Source organism: Neisseria sp. P0021.S005, assembly GCF_051956955.1.
In genome coordinates this window covers 1-5,949 of sequence record NZ_JBQCWY010000154.1, presented here as the reverse complement: position 1 = coordinate 5,949, position 5,949 = coordinate 1, and the positions used below count along the sequence as shown (strand labels likewise).

The 5,949-nt window shown below is 49.3% G+C and carries 4 protein-coding genes and 1 pseudogene; 4 read left to right on the top strand and 1 reads right to left on the bottom strand.

Features of this window, described 5'->3' with window-relative positions; genetic code table 11:
* The 4 genes and pseudogenes from ACTHUE_RS09630 to nagZ all read left to right on the top strand — a co-directional run.
* Positions 1 to 245 (top strand): annotated as a pseudogene (locus ACTHUE_RS09630) (glutamyl-tRNA reductase); the annotation flags it as partial.
* A gap of 245 nt (positions 246 to 490) precedes the next feature.
* Complete coding sequence (locus ACTHUE_RS09625) at positions 491 to 1,990, top strand: DegQ family serine endoprotease (protein WP_070459307.1); 1,500 nt, start codon at positions 491 to 493, stop codon at positions 1,988 to 1,990.
* Between the two features lie 133 nt (positions 1,991 to 2,123).
* Positions 2,124 to 3,644 carry a Na+/H+ antiporter NhaC family protein gene (locus ACTHUE_RS09620; RefSeq protein ID WP_070459304.1) on the top strand — a complete coding sequence of 507 codons (1,521 nt, stop codon included), beginning with the start codon at positions 2,124 to 2,126 and terminating at the stop codon, positions 3,642 to 3,644.
* Positions 3,645 to 3,740: 96 nt separating this feature from the next.
* Complete coding sequence (gene nagZ / locus ACTHUE_RS09615) at positions 3,741 to 4,826, top strand: beta-N-acetylhexosaminidase (RefSeq protein WP_070459301.1); 1,086 nt, start codon at positions 3,741 to 3,743, stop codon at positions 4,824 to 4,826.
* A gap of 76 nt (positions 4,827 to 4,902) precedes the next feature.
* On the opposite strand, the gene ACTHUE_RS09610 is transcribed toward nagZ, so the two are convergent.
* Positions 4,903 to 5,649: an amino acid ABC transporter permease gene (locus ACTHUE_RS09610; protein WP_070459299.1), complete on the bottom strand. Its 747-nt coding sequence runs from the start codon at positions 5,647 to 5,649 to the stop codon at positions 4,903 to 4,905.
* Positions 5,650 to 5,949 lie beyond the last annotated feature (300 nt).

Here is a 5,949-nt window from a genome sequence, read left to right as displayed (position 1 = left end):
AAAGCGTTCCGCTTATCCGCGCCTTGCGCGACGAAGGTGAACGTGCACGCCGCCAAGTATTGGAAAATGCCATGAAGCAACTGGCAAAAGGCGTATCCGCCGAGGATGTCCTCGAACGCCTCTCCATCCAGTTGACCAACAAACTGCTCCACTCTCCGACACGCACGCTCAATAAAGCGGGCTCGGACAACAGCGAATTAATCGATGCCGTAGCGCAGATCTACCATTTGGATCAACACGACTGACGACAATTTAAAGGCCGTCTGAAAGAAGCGAACCGACGGACAGGTCATATTCCAAAGCTTTCAGACGGCCTTAAAACAATAAAATCCCAATTATCATTTTTTCATTTAAAATGAAATGCTTGAAAAAAAACCATTAAAGTGTAAAAATCCTACCTTATACATTTAAACAGCATTCAAACAATAAAACTGCCTGCCGATTCAAACGCATGCCGACAATACGATAGGCGCCGGCAAAAGGAACTTTCGTGAATATTAAAACAAACACATATCTGGCCCTTGCTGTTCTCTCAGCTTCCCTTCTTTCAGGTTGCGACAAAGTCAGCACCTTTTTCGGCAAAGACGAAAACAAAGAACTCGTTCAACGCATAGAAACCAATACCGATGACGGAAAAGTCGGTATGTTGCTGCCCGACTTCGCCCAACTGGTACAAAACGAAGGACAGGCCGTCGTCAATATTCAAGCGACACCGGCAAAACGCTCTGCGACACCGGATGACGACCATAGCATGGATCTGAGCCAATTCCCCGACAACGATCCGTTTTACGAGTTCTTCAAGCGCCTTGTTCCCAATATGCCCGACATGCCGCAAGAAGATACCGAAAGCGACGCTTTGAATTTCGGTTCCGGCTTCATCATCAGCAAAGACGGCTATATCCTGACCAATACCCACGTGGTTGCCGGCATGGGCAATATCAAAGTCCTGCTCAACGACAAACGCGAATACACGGCCAAACTGGTCGGCTCAGACGCCCAATCCGACGTTGCCCTCTTAAAAATCGAGCCACAAGAAGACTTGCCGGTTGTCAAAATCGGCAATCCGAAAGATTTGAAACCGGGCGAATGGGTAGCCGCCATCGGCGCGCCTTTCGGCTTTGACAACAGTGTAACCTCCGGCATCGTCTCCGCCAAAGGCCGCAGCCTGCCAAATGAAAACTACACGCCGTTCATCCAAACCGACGTTGCCATCAACCCCGGCAACTCAGGCGGCCCGTTATTCAACCTCCGCGGCCAAGTAGTCGGCATCAACTCGCAAATTTACAGCCGCAGCGGCGGTTTCATGGGTATTTCGTTTGCTATTCCGATTGATGTTGCCATGAATGTGGCCGATCAATTAAAAGCCAACGGCAAAGTCCAACGCGGCCAATTAGGCGTGGTTATTCAAGAAGTTTCTTATGATTTGGCCAAATCTTTCGGTTTGGACAAAGCAAGTGGCGCACTGATTGCAAAAATCATGCCAAACAGCGCGGCACAACAAGCAGGCTTGCAGGTTGGCGACATCGTACGCAAAGTTAACGGCGAAGAAGTCCGCGCTTCCAGCGATTTGCCAGTTATGGTCGGCTCGATTATGCCGGGCAAAGAAGTAACTTTGAGCATTTGGCGCAGCGGCAAACAAACCGATGTCAAAGTCAAACTTGGCAGCGCAGCCGAACAAACGGAAACTTCTGCAAAAGAAGCCGAACACCCGCAACACGAAAGCGGCCATGACGGATTCACCGTTGAAAATACAGGCGTTACCCTGCAGGTTGAAAACGCAGACGGTAAACAACGCTTAATCGTTCTGCGCGTTAGCGGCGCGGCCGAACGTGCCGGCCTCAAACGCGGCGACGAAATCATTGCCGTCAGCCAAATCAGCGTCAATGACGAATCCACTTTCCGTAGCGCATTGGAAAGCTCAGGCAAAAACGTACCGCTTTTGGTACAACGCGACGGCAATACTTTGTTCCTCGCGCTAAATCTGCAGTAGTCCGATTTTTCAGACGGCATGATGATGTGTTAGATGATAAAATACCCATATGTCAGAGGCAGTGGGTATTTTGTTATCCGTCTTCCAATTTAGGCCTTCTGAAAATATTTCACCGCTTATACACAATATAATTATGCAACTTATTAATTATTCGAATTCTATTTTATCTATCGTCCCGGCAGCCATCGCGCTCGCCTTGGCCATTGCAACGCGCCGTGTATTGCTGTCCTTAGGTGTCGGCATTATCGTAGGCTCATTCTTGCTGGTAGGCAGTAATCCACTTGATGCCTTGGTTCACTTAAAAGACATGGCAGTCAGCCTGACTTGGGCGGACGGCGATTGGTCCTTGGGCAAACCCAAAATCCTACTCTTCTTGGTGCTTTTGGGGATTTTCACTTCCCTGCTGACGCATTCCGGCAGCAACCAAGCATTTGCCGATTGGGCAAAACAGCACATCAAAGGCCGTCGCGGGGCGAAGCTGCTGACCGCCTGTCTGGTATTCGTTACCTTTATTGACGACTATTTCCACAGCCTTGCCGTCGGTGCGATTGCCCGCCCTGTAACCGACAAATTCAAAGTTTCCCGCGCCAAACTGGCTTATATCCTTGACTCCACTGCCGCGCCGATGTGCGTTTTGATGCCTGTATCCAGCTGGGGGGCGTCGATTATTGCTACTTTGGCAGGCCTTTTGGTGACTTACAACATCACAGACTACACACCAATGGGCGCATTCGTGGCCATGAGCCTGATGAATTACTACGCCGTCTTCGCATTAATTATGGTGTTTGTCGTTGCTTGGTTCTCCTTCGACATCGGCTCTATGGCTCGTTTGGAACGCGCCGCTTTGAACGAAACTCATGATGAAACCATTGAAACAGGCCATCCTAACGGCCGCGTATTCGCGCTGATTGTGCCGGTTTTAGTACTGATCATCGCCACTGTTTCCGCTATGATTTACACTGGCGCACAAGCTTCTGAAACCTTCTCTTTGCTCAGCGCGTTTGAAAATACCGACGTGAACACTTCCCTCGTATTCGGCGGTACTTGCGGTGTATTGGCCGTCATCCTCTGCACCATCGGCACCATCAAAACCAACGATTACCCTAAAGCCATTTGGCAGGGCATCATCTCTATGCGCGGTGCCATTACCATCTTGATTTTGGCATGGATCATCAGCACCGTTGTCAGCGAGATGCACACCGGCGAATACCTCTCCACTTTGGTGGCAGGCAATATCCACGCAGGCTTCCTACCCGTGATTTTGTTTCTGCTCGCAGGCGTGATGGCCTTCGCTACCGGCACAAGTTGGGGCACATTCGGCATCATGTTGCCGATTGCCGCCGCCATGGCCGTCAAAGTCGAACCTTCGCTGATTATCCCTTGCATGTCCGCCGTCATGGCCGGTGCCGTATTTGGCGACCACTGCTCGCCGATTTCCGACACCACCATCCTCTCTTCTACCGGCGCACACTGTAACCACATCGACCACGTTACCTCGCAATTCCCTTACGCACTAACCGTTGCCGCCTCTGCCGCTATCGGCTACCTGATTTTAGGCATGACCGGCTCTGCGCCTTTAGGTTTTGTGGTAACCGGCATCGTAATGGTTGTGTTGATTTTCATCTTAAAAGACAAGAAAAAAGCAACTGCCTAATTCAAAACCAATATTCAGACGGCCTGAGATATTCCGACACGCTCAGGCCGTCTGAATATTGCAATTACCCATATATACATTATTCAGGACAAAACAATGAATACGCCCCATCTTCCACGCGGCCCAGTCATGGCCGACGTCGCTGCCTATCATCTGACCGAAGAAGAAAAACAACGCCTGCTCGACCCTGCCGTCGGTGGCGTTATTTTGTTCCGCCGCAACTTTGAAAACGTCTCCCAACTCAAAGCTTTGGTTCAAGAAATCAAAGCCGTCCGTACACCTGAACTCATCATCGCCGTTGACCACGAAGGCGGACGGGTTCAACGTTTTATTGACGGCTTCACCCGCCTGCCGGCCATGAACGTATTGGGCGAAATTTGGGACAACGAAGGCAAAGAAGCCGCCTGCGCCCAAGCAGAACAAGTCGGCTGGGTTTTGGCAACCGAACTCTCCGCCTGCGGTATCGACCTATCCTTTACGCCTGTATTGGATTTAGACTGGGGGCAATGCGCCGTCATCGGCAACCGCAGTTTCCACCGCGACGCCAACATCGTGACCCAGCTTGCCCTTGCCCTGCAAAAAGGCCTGAACAAAGGCGGCATGAAATCTTGCGGCAAACACTTCCCCGGCCACGGCTTTGTCGAAGGCGACAGCCATCACGTCCTGCCTTGCGACGAACGCAGCCGCGAAGGGCTCGAAGCCGCCGACCTTATCCCATTCCGAGCATTGAGCCAAGCAGGCATGGCCGCAGTCATGCCTGCCCACGTCGTATACCCGCAAATCGACAGTCAACCTGCCGGCTTCTCCGAAAAATGGCTGAAACAAATCCTGCGCCAAGAAATCGGATTTAACGGCGTTATCTTTTCAGACGACCTGACCATGGAAGGTGCATGTGGTGTCGGCGGTATTAAAGAACGCGCCCGCCTTTCTTTTGAAGCAGGCTGCGATATTGTACTGGTGTGCAACCGCCCTGACTTGGTAGATGAATTACGAGACGGTTTCCACGCACCGGCAAACGCTGACTTGGCAGCACGTTGGCAATACATGGCTAACACATTGACCGTACAAGAAGCTGCCGACATCATGGCAACCGAAGCATTCCAAGCCGCCCAACAAGCAACTGCCAAACTGGCAACTCCAAAAGACATCGCAGGCGGTGTCAAAGTCGGCGAAGCATTCTGATTCAAGGCCGTCTGAAACATTGACGGCAAATAAAAAAAGGAAGACTTGAAAAAGTCTTCCTTTTTTGTCTTCCTAATTAATGAAGTTTTACGTTATAGCGACGTTCCAAACGTAAGAATACCCATCCTAATACACTCGTCAATACAAGATAAATCAATGCAACCGTATAAAGTGGCTCTTGGAATATCGAATACTGACCTGTGATTGCTTTTTGAACAGACATAAGTTCAGGAACTGCAATAACAGACAGCAAAGAACTATCTTTCAAAAGTGTGATAAATTCACCTGCAAGTGGCGGCAACATACGGCGAAGAGCCTGAGGTAAAATCACATAACGCATCGCCTGGGTATAGGTCAGACCCAAAGAACGTGCGGCTTCCATTTGGCCTTTATCAATCGACTGGATACCGGCACGGAAAATCTCACAAACATATGCACCTGAGTTGGCAATCAAAGCCATTACACCTGCGATCAATGGGCCATAAGAGCGACGAAAATTAATTGCAGATTCTCCGCTGATTAATGCACCATCGGTAGGATGTACAAAAAATGGGAAAATAACAAAAGCCCAAATAATAACTTGAGCAAGCAATGGCGTACCGCGGAACAATGCAACATACACAAAAGAAATCTTACGCAAAACCCAAGCCAATGCACGTATCGGCGCACCGGCTTTTTCCGGATTAACCAAACGAGCCAATGCCAACAGCAAACCTAAAATCGAACCGCCAATCGTTGCAACCACTGTAATTCCCAGCGTCGCTAATACGCCGTAAAAAAACATCCAGCGGTATTCATAAATAATGTCAAAACGAAAATCCATAACCCTTCCGTCGGTCAAAATCGGTAACTAATCCGAATATTTTTTAAAAATGAAGCTTGATATTTTACAAGAAAATACATTGCTTGAACGGTTTTTTGTTAAATTAATCCACCCAACCCTGCTTTTTTACATTTCCAACGTATTGCAGCCCCTTTTCACCTTTCATCATATAAGACATTTTCCGTATAAAAAACAAAGCGCAAACCCGACACAAAATTGACCGAAACACAAAAACAGCGGATAATCCGCCCATTCTTCAAACATCTTTCAGACGGCCTTCCCTCTTTCCTTAAGGGCCGT

Excerpts from the sequence above, each read along its gene's own strand:
- ACTHUE_RS09620 (WP_070459304.1), top strand. The coding sequence starts at position 2,124 with ATGCAACTTATTAATTATTCGAATTCTATTTTATCTATCGTCCCGGCA.
- nagZ (WP_070459301.1), top strand. The coding sequence starts at position 3,741 with ATGAATACGCCCCATCTTCCACGCGGCCCAGTCATGGCCGACGTCGCT.
- ACTHUE_RS09610 (WP_070459299.1), bottom strand. The coding sequence starts at position 5,649 with ATGGATTTTCGTTTTGACATTATTTATGAATACCGCTGGATGTTTTTT.